At 71.8% G+C, this 15,874-nt stretch carries 15 protein-coding genes; 8 read left to right on the forward strand and 7 right to left on the reverse strand.

Annotated features, from left to right (window positions below; genetic code table 11):
* The first annotated feature begins 43 nt into the window (after positions 1-43).
* From D6270_RS13300 to D6270_RS13325, 6 genes are all read left to right on the forward strand, one after another.
* Entirely contained in the window at positions 44-1,639 is a 1,596-nt protein-coding gene (locus tag D6270_RS13300) for a potassium/proton antiporter (protein WP_239476879.1), read from the forward strand.
* A gap of 293 nt (positions 1,640-1,932) precedes the next feature.
* A complete protein-coding gene (locus tag D6270_RS13305; RefSeq protein WP_109165200.1) occupies positions 1,933-3,213 on the forward strand; it encodes an MFS transporter in 1,281 nt (426 codons plus the stop codon).
* A gap of 66 nt (positions 3,214-3,279) precedes the next feature.
* On the forward strand, positions 3,280-3,639 hold the full coding sequence (locus D6270_RS13310) for an FmdB family zinc ribbon protein (protein WP_109165199.1): 360 nt from the start codon (positions 3,280-3,282) through the stop codon (positions 3,637-3,639).
* Positions 3,640-3,745: 106 nt separating this feature from the next.
* Complete coding sequence (locus D6270_RS13315; protein WP_109165198.1) at positions 3,746-4,630, forward strand: S-methyl-5'-thioadenosine phosphorylase; 885 nt, start codon at positions 3,746-3,748, stop codon at positions 4,628-4,630.
* Positions 4,631-4,821: 191 nt separating this feature from the next.
* Positions 4,822-5,454 (forward strand): hypothetical protein, encoded by a 633-nt coding sequence (locus D6270_RS13320; protein ID WP_109165197.1) that lies wholly within the window; start codon positions 4,822-4,824, stop codon positions 5,452-5,454.
* A 113-nt stretch (positions 5,455-5,567) separates the two neighbouring features.
* Positions 5,568-6,107 carry an MscL family protein gene (locus D6270_RS13325; RefSeq protein ID WP_109165196.1) on the forward strand — a complete coding sequence of 180 codons (540 nt, stop codon included), beginning with the start codon at positions 5,568-5,570 and terminating at the stop codon, positions 6,105-6,107.
* A gap of 16 nt (positions 6,108-6,123) precedes the next feature.
* Here D6270_RS13325 and D6270_RS13330 read toward each other — a convergent pair whose 3' ends face one another.
* The 6 genes from D6270_RS13330 to D6270_RS13355 form a co-directional block, all read right to left on the reverse strand.
* Entirely contained in the window at positions 6,124-6,351 is a 228-nt protein-coding gene (locus D6270_RS13330) for a hypothetical protein (protein WP_109165195.1), read from the reverse strand.
* A 112-nt stretch (positions 6,352-6,463) separates the two neighbouring features.
* Positions 6,464-6,859, reverse strand: a complete 396-nt coding sequence (locus D6270_RS13335; protein ID WP_109165194.1) for a hypothetical protein — start codon at positions 6,857-6,859, stop codon at positions 6,464-6,466.
* Positions 6,856-7,569, reverse strand: a complete 714-nt coding sequence (locus D6270_RS13340) for a QcrA and Rieske domain-containing protein (RefSeq protein WP_109165193.1) — start codon at positions 7,567-7,569, stop codon at positions 6,856-6,858. The genes D6270_RS13335 and D6270_RS13340 overlap by 4 nt, the downstream gene beginning before the upstream one ends.
* Positions 7,566-8,168 carry a 4Fe-4S dicluster domain-containing protein gene (locus D6270_RS13345; protein ID WP_109165192.1) on the reverse strand — a complete coding sequence of 201 codons (603 nt, stop codon included), beginning with the start codon at positions 8,166-8,168 and terminating at the stop codon, positions 7,566-7,568. Before D6270_RS13345 ends, D6270_RS13340 begins: the two co-directional genes overlap by 4 nt.
* A 6-nt stretch (positions 8,169-8,174) precedes the next feature.
* Positions 8,175-10,502, reverse strand: coding sequence for a molybdopterin oxidoreductase family protein (locus tag D6270_RS13350; RefSeq protein WP_109165191.1), 2,328 nt, complete (start codon positions 10,500-10,502; stop codon positions 8,175-8,177).
* Positions 10,499-11,620 carry an MFS transporter gene (locus D6270_RS13355; protein ID WP_109165190.1) on the reverse strand — a complete coding sequence of 374 codons (1,122 nt, stop codon included), beginning with the start codon at positions 11,618-11,620 and terminating at the stop codon, positions 10,499-10,501. Before D6270_RS13355 ends, D6270_RS13350 begins: the two co-directional genes overlap by 4 nt.
* 400 nt (positions 11,621-12,020) lie before the next feature.
* Here D6270_RS13355 and D6270_RS13360 point away from each other — a divergent pair, with 400 nt between their 5' ends.
* The gene (locus D6270_RS13360; protein WP_225976836.1) at positions 12,021-13,205 is read left to right on the forward strand and encodes a P1 family peptidase; all 1,185 of its coding nucleotides are present in this window, start codon (positions 12,021-12,023) and stop codon (positions 13,203-13,205) included.
* A gap of 228 nt (positions 13,206-13,433) precedes the next feature.
* Positions 13,434-14,180, forward strand: coding sequence for a DUF6227 family protein (locus D6270_RS13365; RefSeq protein ID WP_109165189.1), 747 nt, complete (start codon positions 13,434-13,436; stop codon positions 14,178-14,180).
* 117 nt (positions 14,181-14,297) lie between these two features.
* On the opposite strand, the gene D6270_RS13370 is transcribed toward D6270_RS13365, so the two are convergent.
* Positions 14,298-15,848 (reverse strand): MFS transporter, encoded by a 1,551-nt coding sequence (locus tag D6270_RS13370; RefSeq protein WP_109165188.1) that lies wholly within the window; start codon positions 15,846-15,848, stop codon positions 14,298-14,300.
* Between the last annotated feature and the right edge of the window lie 26 nt (positions 15,849-15,874).

Consider the following 15,874-nt stretch of genomic DNA (forward strand, 5'->3'; position numbering starts at 1 on the left):
CAACGAACTCCTGCTCGTCTGCTCGCTCGTCCTGCTCGTCGCCGTGGCGGCGGTACGGATCTCCTCGCGCAGCGGGCTCCCCAGCCTGCTCCTGTATCTCGGCATCGGGATCGCCCTCGGGCAGGACGGCATCTTCGACGTCAAGTTCGACAATGCCGAGCTGACCCAGGTGATCGGCTACGCCGCCCTGGTCGTCATCCTCGCCGAGGGCGGACTCGGGGCGAAGTGGAAAGAGGTCCGTCCCGTTCTACCCGCGGCCGCGGTGGTCTCCACCGTGGGCGTCGGCATCAGCGTGGGCATCACGGCATCGGCCGCGCACTACCTCGTCGGCCTGGAATGGCGCCAGGCCCTGATCATCGGCGCGGTCGTCTCCTCCACCGACGCCGCGGCCGTCTTCTCCGTGCTGCGCAGAGTGCCGCTGCCGTCCCGGATCACCGGTGTGCTGGAGGCCGAATCCGGCTTCAACGACGCCCCGGTGGTCATTCTGGTCGTCGCGTTCTCCGCGGTCGGCCCGGTGGAGCACTGGTATCTGCTGATCGGCGAGATCGCCCTGGAGCTGGCGATCGGCGCCGCCATCGGCATCACCGTGGGCTGGCTGGGCTCGCTCGGGCTGCGGCACGTCGCCCTGCCCGCCTCCGGCCTCTACCCGATCGCCGTGATGGCCATCGCCGTGATGGCGTACGCGGCGGGCGCCATGGCCCACGGCAGCGGGTTCCTGGCGGTCTACCTGGCGGCCATGATCCTCGGCAACGCCAAGCTGCCGCACTGGCCCGCCACCCGCGGCTTCGCCGACGGGCTGGGCTGGCTGGCCCAGATCGGCATGTTCGTGCTGCTCGGCCTGCTGGTCACTCCGCACGACCTGGTCCAGGACTTCTGGCCCGCCGTCGTGGTGGGTCTGGTGCTGACCATGGTGGCCCGGCCGCTGTCGGTCTTCCTCAGCCTGGCGCCGTTCCGGCTGCCGGCGCGCGAGAAGGCCCTGATGTCATGGGCCGGACTGCGCGGGGCCGTGCCCATCATCCTGGCGACCATCCCGATGGTCTCCGGGGTCGAGGGCAGCACCAGGATCTTCAACATCGTCTTCGTCCTGGTCATCGTCTACACGCTGATCCAGGGCCCGACCCTGCCCTGGGTCGCGGCCAAGCTGAAGATCGCCGACGACGATGCCGAGGCCGACGACCTGGGCGTCGAGTCCGCCCCGCTGGAGCGGCTGCGCGGCCATCTGCTCTCGGTCGACATCCCCGAGAAGTCCAAGATGCACGGCGTCGAGGTCGGTGAGCTACGGCTCCCGGCCGGGGCGGCGGTCACCCTGGTGGTCCGCGAGAACGAGAGCTTCGTGCCCTCCCCCACCACGGTCCTGCGGCGCGGCGACGAGCTGCTGGTGGTGGCGACCGATCCGGTGCGCGACCAGGCCGAGGCCCGGCTCCGGGCGGTCGGCGAGGGCGGCAAGCTGGCCGGGTGGCTGGGGACGGGCACGGTGTCCGGTACGCCGGGCCATCCCGCGCCTCCCCGGCTCGCGAAGCCCTCGACGGCGGGCGGATCCGCCGTCCGGCAGGCCGTGAAACCGGTCCGGCCGGTCAAGAAGCTCGGACCGGCCGACGACGCCCCCACCACAGGTGGTGCGAACGCGCGTCGCTCATAGGACGCGGATCACAGGCTCCCCGGGAAGCCCTGTACGCATTCACAGGTGTACAGGGCTTCCTGCCTGTACGATGAAAGGCACACTGATCGACCAACTCTGTCTGATGCAGAGCTGGCGCGACCGTATGGCGGTCGTGGTGCCTCATAGCTCGGCGTCTCTTCGCCGATGGCAGCGGGTCGCCCGGCATCTACCGCAGTTCCGCGCGAAGAGGACAGCTCTCGGCCGCTTCCGTCCGGCCCGCCCCACAAAGGCGCTGGGAAGCACTGCCACCAGGCGGCAGAAAGGCAAGGACCGTGGCAGACACGGTCACCGACCGCCCCGGATACGGGCAACTGCTCCGCACCCCCGGTGCGTGGACCTTCCTCCTTCCGGGCTTCGCCGCACGGCAGCCCTTCGCGATGCTGACCATCGGCATCGTGCTGCTCGTGCAGCACACCACCGGCTCCTACGGCTCCGCGGGCGCCGTCGCGGCCGTCGCCGGCGTCTCCATGGCTCTGGTCGCCCCCCAGGGCGGCAAACTCGCCGACCGGTTCGGCCAGCGGGCCGTCCTGCTGCCCGGCGTCCTGCTGCACACCGCCTCCGTCGGCGCCCTGACCGCGCTGGCGCTGGCTGACGCGCCGCTGTGGGCCCTGTTCGCCGCCGCGGTGCCCACAGGCGCCTCGGTGCCGCAGATCGGCCCGATGGTGCGCGCCCGCTGGGCCGCGATGCTGGGGGCCACCCCGGACCGGCCCGCCTCCCCGCTGATGTCCACGGCAGCCGCCTTCGAGTCGGTGACGGACGAGTTCACCTTCGTCCTCGGACCGGTCATCGCGACCGCGCTGTGCACCGGCGTGCACCCGGCGGCCGGTCTGGTCACCGAGGCCGCCCTCACCCTGATCGGCGGCCTGCTCTTCGCCGCGCAGCGCGCGACCCAGCCCGCCCCCCGCCCCGCCGCCACGGCGGACCGGCCGCACACCTCGGCCCTCTCCGTCCCCGGCGTCCGGGTCCTCGTCGTCGCCTTCCTGGGCATCGGCGCGGTCTTCGGCGGCATGCAGGTCTCGCTGACGGCGTTCTCCGAGGAGATCGGCCACCCCGGCGTCAACGGCCTGCTGTACGGGATCTTCGCGGCGGGCAACATGCTGGCCGGCATCGTCTGCGGCGCGATCGCCTGGAAGAGCAGCCCGCAGCGCCGCCTCGTCGTCGGCTATGTCGCCCTGACCCTCATGGCGTCCGGCCTCTGGGCCGTGCACTCCGTACCGCTGCTGGCCGGACTCGGCCTGCTGGTCGGCCTCTGCATCGCTCCGGCCCTGATCAGCGGCTACACGCTGGTCGATTCACTGGTCCCCGCCAGCGCCCGCACCGAGGCCTTCACCTGGCTGACGGGCGCCGTGGCACTGGGCCAGGCCGCCGCCGTGACCGTGGCGGGACAGCTCGCCGACGCCCACGGTGCGAGCACCGGATTCCTGGTCCCGCTGGCCGGTACCGTACTGGCGCTGGCGACCCTGCTGGCCCTGCGCTCACGGCTGGCCCCGAGGTCCGCGGGCCGGACCGTCGCACGTGGGATCGGTCACCGCGAGCCGGTCATGGTGGACTGATCCCGCGGAATACGTCAGTATGGAGCGTCGTTAGCACTCACTGAGTGAGAGTGCCAGGAGGAGCAAGTGCCGACCTATCAGTACCAGTGCACCGAGTGCGGCGAGGGCCTCGAGGCGGTGCAGAAGTTCACCGATGATGCCCTGACCGTGTGCCCGAGCTGCGACGGACGCCTGAAGAAGGTGTTCTCTGCGGTCGGCATCGTCTTCAAGGGTTCCGGTTTCTACCGGAACGACAGTCGCGGCTCCTCGTCGAGCAGCACGCCGGCGACGTCGGGCTCGAAGTCGGCCGACTCCGGTTCGTCGTCCTCGTCGACGTCAACAAGTTCGGACGCGAAGTCGAGTGCTTCGTCCTCGTCGTCGTCCTCCGCTTCCTCCTCGTCGTCGGCGCCCGCGTCGGCCTCGTCGAGCGGTACGTCGGCCGCCTGAGCCGACGTACGCCCCACACGCTTCACCGGACCCCGCCGATCCACTCGGCGGGGTCCGCGCGTTTCCCGGGCGCGGCTCCGCAGGCCCGCCCGGATACGGTGACCGCATGGTGAACGCACATACGGAGACGAGCTCCGGCACAGACATCGCGGGTACGGCGCCGGAGGCGGAGATCGGGGTCATCGGAGGCTCGGGCTTCTACTCCTTCCTGGAGGACGTCACCGAGGTCTCCGTGGACACGCCCTACGGGAAGCCCAGCGACTCGGTCTTCCTCGGCGAGATCGGCGGCCGCCGGGTGGCCTTCCTGCCCCGCCACGGCCGCGCCCACCATCTGCCGCCCCACCGCATCAACTACCGCGCCAACCTCTGGGCGCTGCGCTCCGTCGGGGTCCGCCAGGTGCTCGGCCCCTGTGCCGTCGGCGGGCTGCGCCCGGAGTTCGGCCCGGGCACCCTGCTCGTCCCGGACCAGCTGGTGGACCGCACCAAGAGCCGCGTGCAGACCTATTACGACGGTGAGACCCGCGCCGACGGGACCGTACCCAACGTCGTGCACCTGGGCTTCGCCGACCCCTACTGCCCCGAGGGGCGGAAGACCTCGCTCACCGCGGCGCGCGGACGGGGCTGGGAGGCGGTGGACGGCGGCACCCTCGTGGTGGTCGAGGGGCCGCGCTTCTCCACCCGCGCGGAATCCCGCTGGCACGCGGCGATGGGCTGGTCGGTGGTCGGGATGACCGGGCATCCGGAAGCCGTGCTCGCCCGGGAACTGGGGCTCTGCTACACGACCCTGACCCTCGTGACCGACCTGGACGCGGGCGCGGAGGCCGGTGAGGGTGTCTCCCACGAGGAGGTGCTCCAGGTCTTCGCGGCCAACGTGGACCGGCTCCGGTCGGTGCTGTTCGACGCCGTGGGCGGGATGCCGGAGGCCGGGGCCCGCACCTGCGCCTGCGCCCACGCGCTGGACGGGCTCGACACGGGGGTCGCGCTGCCGTAGGGGCGTACTCGCGCTGAGGAGCACCTCGCGGGCGGCCGGGGTACCGGATCGGGTGACGGAGTTTTCCACAAGCCCGGGGTTGTCCACAGGTCTCAGCGGGATGCGTGCGGAGCGTGGATCGTGAGGGGAGTTCGGCCGGGACCTCCGGCCGGGCTCCCCTCGTTTGATCGCCTCCGATTGCAGGTGAAGCCATGTCTCCGCCCCTGTCTTCCTCCCCCGCTCCGTCCCCTTTCCCCGCCCGGCCCCCGGCGCCGCCGCCCGCCCCCTCCGGAGTGGGGCCGTTCGCGCCGCTGCGGGTGCGGGGCGGTGGGGGGTACCGGTTGCGGCGGATGCTGCGCAGACAGCGACGCGCGATCGCCGCGGGGATCGCTCTGGTGGGCGCGGCGCTGGCCACCACGGGCCTCGGCAGCGCCGCGCCCGGCCCTACGGCTTCGGACAGCGCCGCCGTGTCCGATCCGGCCTTGTCCGATCCGACGGTGGGGTCAGGGAGCCCGTCGGCGCGCCTCGTCTCCGCGCCGGTGCGGATCGCGGACGCCGAGACGGTACGGCTGTTGCGCCCCGGGGACCGCGTCGATGTGATCGCGGTCGGAGGGGCGGGCGCCGACGCCCGTCTGGTGGCACGCGGGGTGCGGGTGGCCCAGGTGCCGGTGGGCCGGGCCGCCGGTGACGGTGGCCTCCGGGGCGGTGGTGAGGGGGTGAGTGGCATGAGGGCGGCACCGGAGGGGGCTCTGGTGATGCTGTCCGTGGAGCGGTCCACCGCCACGGCGCTGCTGGGCGCGGGCGCTTCGGGGCGGCTGGCGGTGGCGGTGTCCGATGCGAACTGACGCGCTCTCAAGTCACCCGTGGGCATTACCGGATTGGACACTGTTGCCTTCTCCCGCCTTAGGTGGCGGAGCAGTTTGCTCCCGTCACCGCACATGCGAAAGAAGGCTCACCTGTGAGCGAGAAGAAGGTCAGTCTGCTGGAGGGCTTCAAGGCCTTCCTGACGCGCGGCAACGTGATCGACCTCGCGGTGGCTGTCGTCATCGGCGCCGCGTTCACGAACATCGTGAACGCCGTGGTCAAGGGCGTCATCAACCCCCTGGTCGGTGCGTTCGGAACGCAGGACCTGGACAACTACAGCTCCTGCCTCAGGGGCCCCTGCACCACGGACCCGGCCACCGGCGAGATGGACGGGATCGAGATCCTGTGGGGATCGGTGCTCAGCGCCACCCTCAGCTTCCTGATCACCGCCGCCGTCGTGTACTTCCTGATGGTGCTGCCGATGGCCAAGTACCTGGCCCGGCGGGCCGCAATGCAGGCCGCCAAGGAGGGCGTGCAGGAGACGCTGGAGGTGAGCGAGCTGGAGGTGCTCAAGGAGATCCGCGACGCCCTGGTCGCGCAGCGCGATGGTGGCGCGGCGGGTCCCGGTGGGTTCGGTGCCGGTGGGCCGGGCGGGGACGGAGGGGCGCTGCCGGGCCGGGACGGGGAGCGGTAGCCCGTCGGCCGAGGGCTCAGATGTGGTGGGGCGGCTTCTCGTCGAGGAAGCGCGCGAGGTCGGCGGCGCCGGAGCCTCCGGAGGGCCGCTCGCCCCACCCTCGGTCCGTGTCGTCCGCGGACTGCTGGTCCAGCGGATCGTCGAAGACCAGAGCCGGCTTGGGCTTCGGCTTCGGTCCCTGCGGCGGCTGTGCCTGCGGCTGCTGCTTCTCGTCTCGCGGACCGGGGGCGGGGGCGGCACTCATGCTTCCAGGGTACGGCGGCAGGCGACGGGGTGCGGGCCGCCGCCGGGCGGGGCGGCCCGCACCGGTCCTCAGGGCCCGCCATCCCTCGTCGGCCCCCCGGGCCCCTCAGCCGTCAGCGGTCCTTCGGGTCAAGCAGCCACAGGCCGAGCACCACGAGGAACGACAGGCAGAGGAAGCCGGCTCCCCACCAGGCCGTTCCGGTGTTGCCCTCCATCCACTCGTCGACCAGCACCGTCAGGCCCCAGAGCTGGCCGACGACCACGGTCATCGCCAGGGCGAGGCGGGCGGTCAGCTTCGAGGAGCGCTCGGGTTCCTGGTCGGTGCCCGCGCCGGGGCCGGGCCCGGTGTGGCGGACGCGCGGGTCTCCGTAGCCGCTGGTGGGGCGGATCTGCGGATACCGCTCGTGGACGGGCCGGTTCAGCGCGGGGTCGGCGCTGCCCGGCTGGTACGTCGGGTAGTGGCTGCCCGGGGGCGGCAGCGGCTGCTCGGGGTGCGGGACGTCGGTCATGCCCGCCCGCCCGGGGTCTCGGTGGCAGCGGAGGTGCGGGAAGCGCCGGGTCCCGGTGCCCGGGGCGGGGATTCGGCGCCACCACCGATGTCGGGGCAGCCGATACGGGCGGCGATGTCAGGGCGTTCGCCGCCGAGCTGACGGCAGAGGCCAGCCTCGACGCTCTCGCCGGAGCGGGTGGTCCCGACGGCCCAGATACTGCCGTCCTCCTCCTCGATGACGACCACCTTCGGGAGCCCGCGCGGGGGCGGACCGGCGGTCACCTCACCGGAGCGGGCGTCGAAGACGCCCTCGTGGCAGGGGCAGTACAGCTCGCCCTCCCGGCCCCGGTCCTTGCGCCAGAGCACGGCGCAGGCGAGGTGGGTGCAGACGGCGGAGTAGCCGACGAGGGTGCCGTCATCGAGGCGGACGGCGACGGCCCGGTCCTCCTCGCCCGGGTAGCGGAAGGCGATGGACTCGCCGGGCGGGAGCCGCTGGGCGATGCGTTTCGCCTCGGGGGCCTTGCCGTCTGGGTTGTCGCCGTGGCGGTGCAGGATGCCCGCGGCCACGCCGATGCCGCCGACGGCGAGACCGCCGGAGACGGTGGTGACGATCCGGAGGTAGTCGCGCCGGGTGGTGAGGGAGTCGGCGGCGATCCGGTCCTGGAGCGCCTCGCGCGGGTCTCCTCCGGCCGGGTGGTCCCCGCCCTGCTGCTGTTCGGTGACGCTCATCGGCGGACGTCCTTCCCGTTGATCTCGACGACGGGCAGTCCGCCGGGGACCGGCCACCGCACCTTCTCGGCGGGGACGACCATGGCAACCCCGGTGCGGACCTCGGTCTCGCCGAAGACGAAGGTGTCGGCGACCTGGACACCGGGACGCTCGGCCTGGAGTTCCTCGACGGTCCCGTAGAAGAGCGCCCCGGTCGGGCAGACGGTGGCGCACATGGGGGCGAGGCCGTAGGCGGTGCGGTCGTAGCAGAGGTTGCACTTCAGCTGGAGCTTCGCGCCCAGGTCGATCTTCGGTACGCCGAAGGGGCAGGCGTTGACGCAGTTGGCGCAGCCGATGCAGCGGGTGGTGTCGGCCTGCTGCACCACACCGTCGGCGGTCACCAGAATCGCGTCGGCGGGGCAGACCTCGGCGCAGGGGGCGACCGGGTCCTCGCAGTGCATGCAGACGGTGGGAAGGGAGGCGACGGAGTGGCCCTCGTCGGTGTAGTCGAGGTGGATCATCGATGTGCCACGGTGCGAGTCGCATTCGCGGCAGGCGGAGACACAGGCCTGGCAGCCGATGCAGCGCCCCGGGTCGATGAAGATCGTGCGGCCCATCATGGGGGATCAGCTCCTCTCCGAGGTCCCACGGCCCTGGGGGGACGTGGGAGGCAGCGGGTCGGTACGGGAGACCTGGGTCTCCGGGTAGGCGACATGGCCCGGGGCGACCGGGGGTGCGGGGACCTCGTCGATCCGGTCGGCGTGCTCGATGCGGCAGGCGCACACCTTGTACTCGGGGATCTTGGAGCGCGGGTCGAGGGCGTCGATGGTGAGCGCGTTGGCCGCGGTGGGGACGGGCCAGTGGTAGGGCACGAAGACGGTGTCGGGGCGGATCGCCTCGGTGACCAGGGCGGGGAAGACCTCGCTGCCGCGCCGGGTGACGATCCGTACGGGCTCGCCGTTGCGGAAGCCGTGGGAGGGGTGGATCTCGGCCCAGGGGCGAGGGGTCTGCTCCACGAGGGCGCCGAGCCTGCGGGTCTGGTTGCCGGAGAGGAAGTGGGCCACGGTCCGGCCGGTGGTGAGCGACATGGGGTGCTCGTCGTCGTACGGGTCCATCGGCGGGTGCCACTCGACGACCTGGAGGTGGATCTTGCCGTCGGGGTGATAGGTGCTCCCGTCCTCGAAGAGGCGCGGGGTGCCGGGGTGGTCGGTGGAGGGGCAGGGCCAGGCGATACCGCCGGTCTCCTCCAGCCGTTCGTAGGTGATGCCGTAGTAGTCGTTGACCGTGCCGGCGGAGGCGGTGCGCAGCTCGTCGAAGACCGCCCGGGAGCCGGAGAAGTCGAATTTGTCACCGGCGCCGAGGCGGCGGGCCAGTTCGCACATCACCCAGGTGTCGGTGCGGACGCCGGGCGGCGGGTCCTGGGCCTTGTTGTGCTTGACCACCCGGGCCTCGGCGTTGGCCATCACCCCTTCGTCCTCGGCCCAGGTGGTGACGGGGAAGACGACATGTGCGTTGGCGGCGGTCTCGGAGAGGAAGAAGTCGAATTGGGCGTGGAACTCGGTGGCGTCGTACCCCTCCTTGACCACCCGGTAGTTGGGCAGGGAGACGAAGGGGTTGTTGCAGATGCCGATCAGGCCGCGGATCTCGCGGCGCTGCATCTGCCAGACCATCTCCATCATGGAGGTCCCGGCGGGCGGGAGTTCGGACTCCTCGATGCCCCAGATCTCGCAGATCTGCCGTCGGTGCTCGGGGTTGGTGATGGAGCGGCCGCCCGGCAGGAGGTCGGACTTCTGGCCGTGCTCGCGGCCGCCCTGCCCGTTGCCCTGGCCGGTGATGGTGCCGTAACCGGCGCCGGGCTTGCCGATGTGGCCGGTGGCGGCGCAGAGGCTGATCACGGAGAGGCAGTTCTCGACGCCCTGGGAGTGGTGTTCGATCCCCCGGGCGTGCCAGGCCATGGCCTTCGGCGCGCGGGCGAAGGTGCGGGCGACCTGGACGATCTGCTCGGCGGGGATGCCGCAGATCCTGGCGGCGCGGGAGGGCGGGTACTCGGCCGCCTTGGCCTTGACCTCCTCCCAGCCGGTGGCATGGGCGGCGAGGAAGTTCTCGTCGGTGAGCCCTTCGGCGATGACGACGTTCAGTACGGAGGTGAAGAAAGCCGAGTCGGTGCCGGGTTTGAGGGCGACATGGATGTCGGCGGTCCGGGCGATGGCGGTCTCGCGCGGGTCGACGACGATGAGGCTCGCCCCACGGTCCCGGGCTCCCCAGACGTACTGGGTCATCACGGGGAAGCACTCGCCCACGTTGGAGCCGGCGATGAGCAGGCAGTCGGTGAGGAGGATGTCGGAGAAGGGGTTGCCGGCCCGGTCGATGCCGAAGGCGAGCTTGTTGGCGCCCGCCGCGCTGACCATGCAGAGGCGCCCGTTGTAGTCGACGTGCCGGGACTTGAGGGCGACCCGGGCGAACTTGCCGACCAGGTACGTCTTCTCGGAGAAGAGGCTGGCGCCGCCGAGCAGCCCGAAGGCGTCGTTGCCGTACGCCTGCTGGATGCGCTTGACCTCGGCGACGGTGAAGTCCAGCGCCTCGTCCCAGGAGACCTCCCGGAACTCCTCGTCCCGGGAGCGGCGCATCAGCGGGGCGGTGAGCCGGTCGGGATGGTTGACCTGCTGGTAGGCGTTGATGCCCTTGGGGCAGAGCCGCATCCGGTTGATGTCGTGGTTGCGGGGTTCGACGCCGAAGACCTTGCCGCCCCGGTCCACGCGCAGATACATCCCGCACTGGACACCGCAGAAGCAGCAGTGCGTGGGGACGAGCGTCTCGCCGTTCTGGTCGGCGTGCCACCGGTCGGCCGGGATGCCGCCCGCGTCACGGAAGGCTCGGGTGCCGGGCGGGGCGAGGGAAGGGTCGAGCGGGATGAAGGTGCGGCGGTCGGCGGCAGCTCGCGGTTCCGCGGTCACTTGAAGCCCTTCTTCACATGGGAGAGGTAGGCACTGCCGCGCAGCACCCGCTTGCAGCGCGGGCAGTATTCGGCCCAGGCGTCGAAGTCGAGTCGCAGGTCGCGCATGGTGCCGCGCAGGTTCTCGACGTACGGGCCGGTGTCGATGGGTTCCTCGCAGCGGCGGCAGGCGAAGACCTTGTCGTCCTGGCGGCCGGTGTACTTGAACAGCTGCATACCGACCGCGGCCGGGCGCTGGACGATGTGGAAGAACTTGCCGAACGGGATGTAGATGAGGGTGAAGACCACCGAGACCATGTGGAGGATCGCCAGGAACTGGTAGCCGCCGCCGTGCAGGAAGATCGACGAGAAGGTGAGCAGCAGCCCGGTCACGGAGATGACGATCAGCGCGATCAGCGGCACCAGGTCGTAGGCGAAGCGCTGGCCGGTCGAGGCGCCCCGGTCCTTCATCCGGCGCCACAGGAAGTACGAGGCACCGGGGATGACGAGGACGGCGGCGATGTCGAGGCCGTGGAACATCAGCCAGCCGAGGACGGAGAGCGAGTCGAAACCGAGGATCTTGACGCCCCAGATCCGCATCTCGTAGCCGGGTCCCGAGCCACTGCCGGAGGTGAAGGTGAACCAGCCCCAGGTGAGCGGGAAAGTGATCAGCGCGGCGAGGATGCAGCCCCAGAAGATCAGCTGGTGGGCGGCCCAGCGGGCGTGGGACCGGGCGCCGAGGAACTTCTGGAGGCCGAGGTAGGTGGCGATCATCTTCGGCAGGGCGGTGGGGGCCTGACGGAAGTTCTCGTAGGAGAAGAGGCTGCGCCAGCCCTGTTTGAAGAGGCGTCGGGCGCCGGGGGCGGAGATCCAGACGGTGTAGCGGTAGGCGACACCGAAGGCGAGGAAGACCGTGGCGACGGCGTACGGGAGGAGCGCCGAGTCGAAGTTGCGCAGCATCCGGCTGCCGAGCACGATCGCGACGATCAGCAGGGCGGAGACCACCACTCCGGCCAGGGTCGCCCGGGCGCTGACGGAGCGGGGGCCGGTGGGTGCGGGGGGCGCGCCCGGCCCGGAGTCGCTGGAGGGATCCGGTTCGGCTGTGGCGGGGACTGCGGAAGCTTCTGGCGGCTCGGTCACTCGGACACCGTAGGACCGTATACGGCAATTGGACCCGTTTTGTGCGGTAAGGGGGTGAGCGGATCGCCCGGACAGGCGCAGCGGCGGGGAGCGGCGGCGGAGCGGCCCTCCGGGCCGCGACCGGGACGCGGGGCCGGGCGGACAGGCGCCGGGAGCGCCGGCATGTTCGATTCGGAGCGTACGGAGGGGCGGCCGGTACGTTCGGCCCGGAGCGTACGGCGGGACCGACCGCAGGCGCGCCCGGTCCGGAGCGTGCACAGGGGCCGCCGGTGCGTTCGGTTCGGGGCGTACGGGGAGACGGCGGTGCGTTCGGTTCGGGGCGCGCCGGGGACGGCGGTACGTTCAGGAGCGTACGTACGAGCCCGCTTCTGCTCGCGGGCGCCGACCCTGGGAGCGCACGATGACCGCCGAGGACCCACACCCGCCGCTGCCGGACGGCCCGTCACCGGTGGCCGCCCCGCTGCTGGATGCGCTGACCGATGTGGCCGGGGTGCGGGTGGGGCATGCGGAGGTGGGCGGGGCCGGGGCGTTGAGCGGGACGACCGTGGTGCTGGCGCCGGAGGGCGGGGCGGTGGCCGCCGTGGACGTGCGGGGTGGCGGGCCGGGGACCCGGGAGACGGACGCGCTGGATCCGCGCAACCTGGTGCAGCGGGTCGACGCGGTCGTGCTGACCGGCGGCAGCGCGTTCGGGCTCGATGCCGCCTCCGGGGTGGTGGCCTGGCTGGAGGAGCAGGGCCGGGGCGTCCGGGTCGGCGCGGACCCCGCCCAGGTGGTACCGGTCGTTCCGGCGGCGGCCCTCTTCGACCTCGGCCGGGGCGGCGACTGGCGGGCCCGCCCCGACGCGTCGACCGGCCGGGCCGCGGTGGAGGCGGCGGCGGCCTCCGCACCGGGGTCCCCGGTCCCCGAGGGGAGCGTGGGCGCGGGTACGGGTGCGGTGGCCGGGCAGCTCAAGGGCGGCATCGGCACAGCGAGCGTGCGGCTCGCCTCCGGGGTCACCGTCGCCGCCCTGGTCGCGGTGAACGCGGCGGGCTCGGTCCTCGACCCCCGTACCGGGGTGCTGTTCGGGGAGTACGGGGCCGGGGAGCCACCCGCGCACCCGGCGGCCTCGACACATGCGGCGGCGGTGCGGCGGCTGGAGCAGGCACAGGAGGCGCGGGAGGCGGCCGACGGCGGGGCTCCGCCGTTCAACACCACGATCGCGGTCGTGGCGACGGACGCGGACCTCGTGCGGGCCCAGGCGCAGAAGCTGGCGGGCACCGCGCACGACGGCCTGGCCCGTGCGGTGCGGCCGGTCCATCTGCTGACCGACGGGGACACCGTGTTCGCGCTGGCCACGGGTCAGGTGCCGGTGGACTCGGGGAACCCGGTCGCGGTGAACGAGATCCTCGCGGCGGGCGCCGACGTGCTGGCCCGCGCCATCGTGAAGGCGGTACGCGCGGCCCGGAGCGTCCAGGGCCCGGGCGGCACGTTCCTCGCGCACTCGGACCTGTACGGGCAGGGGCCGGGTGGCGGGGTGCCGGACGGGGCGGCCCCGGACCACGGAGGGCCGGGCGGGGCGGGCGGGGCGGGCGGGGCGCGGACGTAACGTACAGACCACCGGGGGCGTGCGGCATGGGCACAGGGGCGCGCGGGCGCCCGACTCGCAACCAGGGCAAGGAAGTTCACCCCCCAACCGCCCGAAATGCGCCGGGAACAGACGGGGAACTTATCTCGGGTGCCTTACGTTTTTACGAACCCCGGTCACGATGTCAGACCCAGGGACTACGTTAAGCACGCACCAAGTAACACGCGGCGACGGCCTGGAGACAGCACCTTGAGCGATCCGTACGAGACAACCGAGCAACACCTCGACCGACTCCTGCGACGCGCCCTCAACTCTTTCGACCTCCCCGACAGCACGGTCGACCTGCTCGGTTCGGCGCTGGCGCACAGCAGTTCACTGCACTCGTCGCACCACAGCCCCGCGCTGCACCGGGAGACCTACCGTCACACCTATCTCCTCACCGACGGTTCCGACCTGACCCTGTGGGAGCTGGTGCACAGCGGCGGACGCGACGAGCAGATCCCTCGCCGCCATGAGCTCTACGCCGACGAGGGCGACGCCCACATCGCCGCGGCCCGGCTCGCCGGGAGTTTCTCCGACACCCCGGCCTTCGGGGACGAGGAGAGCCGGGGAGACCTGGAGATCCTCACGGTCCTGATGTCCGCTCCCCCGGCCCCGCTGCCCCGGACGTACGCTCCCGACAACTCGGCCGACCACGCCCGCCGCGTCCTGCGCCGCGCGGAGAACGGCGACCGGCCGGACGAGGCGAAGGCGCGGCTGCTCCGGTCCGCCTTCGCCCACCACATCACCCAGATCTTCGGGCGCCAGTGCCAAGTGGGCGGCCAGGAAGCCGGGTTCACGCTCTACGAGCACGCCTTCCTGCTGCTGGACGGCAGTGAGACGAGCCTGTGGGAGGTGGAGCACACGGCGACCCCCGACGGCCGCCACATGTGCGAGGTGTACGAGGACGAGCACACGGCCCGGGCGGCGATGGAGAGCCGCACCAGGATCTGTTGACCCGGGTGCGGCTCGCCCTTCGCCCAACGGCCCTTCAGCGCCCGCTCCTTGGCCCTTCAGCGCCGGATCGTCGCCGGGCGGGCCCCGCAAGCGCCGACTGCTCCTCGGGTGCGCCCCTCAGCCGTGCAGGGCCGGCTCCTTGGTGAGCGGGCCGTCGCCGGCCGCCTCGCCCTCCACGTGCGCCTTCGGCCGGGCCGGCAGTGCGAACATCAGCAGGAAGATCACTGCGAGCACCCCGGCCACCCACCACAGCGACTGCTGGAACGCGTCCACGAAGGCCGGGCCGACCTCCTGCGGTGCCAGCCGGTCCCCGATCGCGCCGAAGAAGACCACCGACACCAGGCCGAGGCCGAGCGCGGTGCCCATCTGCTGCACGGTGTTGATCAGCCCGGACGCCGAGCCCGCGTGCTGCTTGGGGACCTCGGAGAGGACCGCGTCGGTCAGCGGCGCCACGATCAGCCCCATCCCGACGCCCATGACGACCAGCGGCAGCGCCATCTGCCAGGAGGTGATGGCCATGCCGTAGTGCTCGGCCTCCCAGAGGTAGGTCAGCAGCCCGGCGACCATCAGGAGTGCGCCCGCCTGGAGGACCTTGCGGCCGAAGCGGGGCACCAGCTTCTGCACGGAGATCCCGGCGGCCACCGAGACGGCGACGGAGAACGGGATGCCCGTCGTACCGGCCCGCAGAGCGCTCCAGCCCAGGCCCATCTGCATGTACAGGGTCCAGACCAGGAAGAAGATGCCGAGGGCTACGCCGAAGGTGAGCTGCACGGCGATGCCCGCGGCGAAGCTCTTGACCCGGAACAGGGACAGTTCGATCAGCGGTGAGCCGTCGATGACCGCCTTCTGCCGCTGGTGCAGGACGAGGAGCGCGAAGACGAAGAGGCTGCCCACCATCGAGAAGTGGCCCCAGAGCGGCCAGTCCAGCTCGTGCCCGCGGGTGAGCGGGTAGATGAGCATCAGCATGGCGAGGGTGACCAGGCCGACGCCCACCAGGTCCAGCCGCATGGCCTTGGGCGCCTTGGACTCGGTGATGAACTTGGCGCCGAGGATCAGGCCCGCGATGCCGACGGGCAGGTTGATCAGGAAGATCGGCCGCCATTCGAGGCCGAAGAGGTTCCACTCGGTGAGCAGCGCGCCCAGCAGCGGACCGGAGACCGCGCCGAGGCCGACGATCGCACCGAAGAGGCCGAAGACCTTGCCGCGCTCGTGCGCCGGGAAGGTGGCGTGCACGATCGAGAGGACCTGGGGCACCATCAGGGCCGCCGTCGCACCCTGGAGAATGCGGGCGGCGACCAGTATCTCCGGGGTGGGCGCGAGGCCGCAGAGGGCCGAGGCGACCGTGAACCCGGCGATGCCGACGAGGAAGAGCCGCTTGCGCCCGTAGATGTCGCCGAGCCGGCCGCCGGTGATCAGTCCGGCCGCGAACGCGAGTGCGTACCCGGCGGTGATCCACTGGATCGCGGAGACGGAGGCGTCGATGTCCCGGCTGATGCTCGGGATCGCGATGTTGACGATCGTGACGTCCACCAGGTCCATGAAGGCCGCGGTCATCACGATGGCCAGGGCGAACCAGCGACGCCGGTCGGCCGGGGCCTGTGGCGAGGGTGGTGCGGTGGGCAGGGCGGAGTTCGGCGCCGGGTCCGGCAGCGCTGCGGAAGAAGACATGAGAAGAAGCTATGCCTTTATTAGGA

This window comes from Streptomyces griseus subsp. griseus, assembly GCF_003610995.1.
Classification (GTDB): domain Bacteria; phylum Actinomycetota; class Actinomycetes; order Streptomycetales; family Streptomycetaceae; genus Streptomyces.

Excerpts from the sequence above, each read along its gene's own strand:
- D6270_RS13315 (WP_109165198.1), top strand. The coding sequence starts at position 3,746 with ATGGTGAACGCACATACGGAGACGAGCTCCGGCACAGACATCGCGGGT.
- D6270_RS13320 (WP_109165197.1), top strand. The coding sequence starts at position 4,822 with ATGTCTCCGCCCCTGTCTTCCTCCCCCGCTCCGTCCCCTTTCCCCGCC.
- D6270_RS13330 (WP_109165195.1), bottom strand. The coding sequence starts at position 6,351 with ATGAGTGCCGCCCCCGCCCCCGGTCCGCGAGACGAGAAGCAGCAGCCG.
- D6270_RS13335 (WP_109165194.1), bottom strand. The coding sequence starts at position 6,859 with ATGACCGACGTCCCGCACCCCGAGCAGCCGCTGCCGCCCCCGGGCAGC.
- D6270_RS13340 (WP_109165193.1), bottom strand. The coding sequence starts at position 7,569 with ATGAGCGTCACCGAACAGCAGCAGGGCGGGGACCACCCGGCCGGAGGA.
- D6270_RS13345 (WP_109165192.1), bottom strand. The coding sequence starts at position 8,168 with ATGATGGGCCGCACGATCTTCATCGACCCGGGGCGCTGCATCGGCTGC.
- D6270_RS13360 (WP_225976836.1), top strand. The coding sequence starts at position 12,021 with ATGACCGCCGAGGACCCACACCCGCCGCTGCCGGACGGCCCGTCACCG.
- D6270_RS13370 (WP_109165188.1), bottom strand. The coding sequence starts at position 15,848 with ATGTCTTCTTCCGCAGCGCTGCCGGACCCGGCGCCGAACTCCGCCCTG.